1 protein-coding gene is annotated in these 1439 nt (G+C 75.1%); it reads left to right on the forward strand.

Annotated features, from left to right (window positions below):
- Positions 1-4: 4 nt before the first annotated feature.
- Positions 5-1439: ComEC/Rec2 family competence protein (locus ACY5KJ_RS12720; RefSeq protein ID WP_462203423.1), on the forward strand; the 1435-nt coding region annotated here is incomplete at its 3' end.

Here is a 1439-nt window from a genome sequence, read left to right on the forward strand (position 1 = left end):
GCCGTTGCCGTCGCTGTCGCCGTTGCCCTCGCAGCCGCGTAGCGCGCTGCTCACCCGGGGCGTCGGGCGGCGCTCCGCCGTCGCCGTCGTCGTTCTCACGGCCCTCGTCTTCCTGGCCGCCGGGTTTTTCGCGGGTGGACTGGCGGCTCGTCCACGTGACAGCGGCCCGCTCGCCGATCTGGTCCGGCATGGCCGTCTGGTCACAGCCGAGGTCGTCGTCACCGACGATCCCCGCGCCACCTCCTCGTCCACCGCGGTCCGGACGGGAACCGGGCCCGGAGCCGGAGAGGGCGCTGGCGGCGCCGATCGCGTGACCTTCGTGATCTCCGTCCGGGCGGAGCGCCTCACCGCGCCCCCGGCGGATCTGCGGGTCCGGGCCCCGATGGTCCTGCTCGCGCGGGGCGGCGGTTGGGGCGCTCTGCTGCCCAGCCAGCACCTGGTCGTCTCCGGCAGGCTCGCCGAACCTCGGGTCGGTGACACCGTGGCCGCCGTTCTGTTCGCCAACGGCCCACCGCGGACCCGCGGCGGGCCCACCATGATCCAACGAATCGCCGGGGGGCTACGGGCCGGGCTGCGTCGAGCCGCTGGGGGACTGCCCGAACCGCGTCGCGGGCTGCTACCCGGCCTCGTGGTCGGCGACGTCTCCGGGCTCGACGACGCGGTGCGCGCGGACTTCCGCGCCGCCGGAATGTCCCATCTGACGGCCGTGTCCGGTAGCAACGTCGCCATCGTGACGGCCTCGGCGCTCTACCTCATGGGATGGACCGGGCGTGGGTCACGGTCGCGCGCCGCGGTGGGAGCCCTCGCCCTCGTCGGGTTCGTCGTGCTCGCCCGGCCCTCGGCCAGCGTGCTGCGTGCCGGGGCGATGGGTCTGGTCGGCCTGCTCGGGCTCGCCATTGGCCGTCCCAGGGCGGTGCTGCCCTCCCTGGCGGCGAGCGTGATCGTCTTAGTCCTGGTGGATCCCGCGCTCGCCCTCTCGGTCGGCTTCGCGCTGTCCGTCCTCGCCACGGCCGGAATGATCGTTTTTGCGCCGGGCTGGCGGGACGCGCTCGCTCGGCGGCTGCCGGCGCGGATCGCCGAGGTGCTCGCCGTCGCGGCCGCCGCCCAGCTGGCGTGCACCCCGGTGTTGGCCTGGACCGGTGGGGGGCTGAGCCTCGTGGCGGTGCCAGCGAACGTCTTGGCCGTGCCCGCCGTCGCACCGGCGACCGTGCTGGGGGTACTGACGCTGGTCGTGGCGGCGGTGTCGCCGTCAGCAGCCGGGCTGCTCGCGCACCTCGCCGATCTGCCGTGCTGGTGGCTGGTGACGGTCGCCGGCCGGTGCGCCGATCTTCCTGCCGCGACGCTGCCGTGGCCCACGGGGGTGATGGGAGCGGGCGCGGTCGCCGGTGTCGCCGGGCTTGTGGTGGCGACGCTGCGGAGGCGGGTGCCGGGATCTGTCG

The sequence above is a fragment of the Frankia sp. CcWB3 genome, from assembly GCF_977927595.1.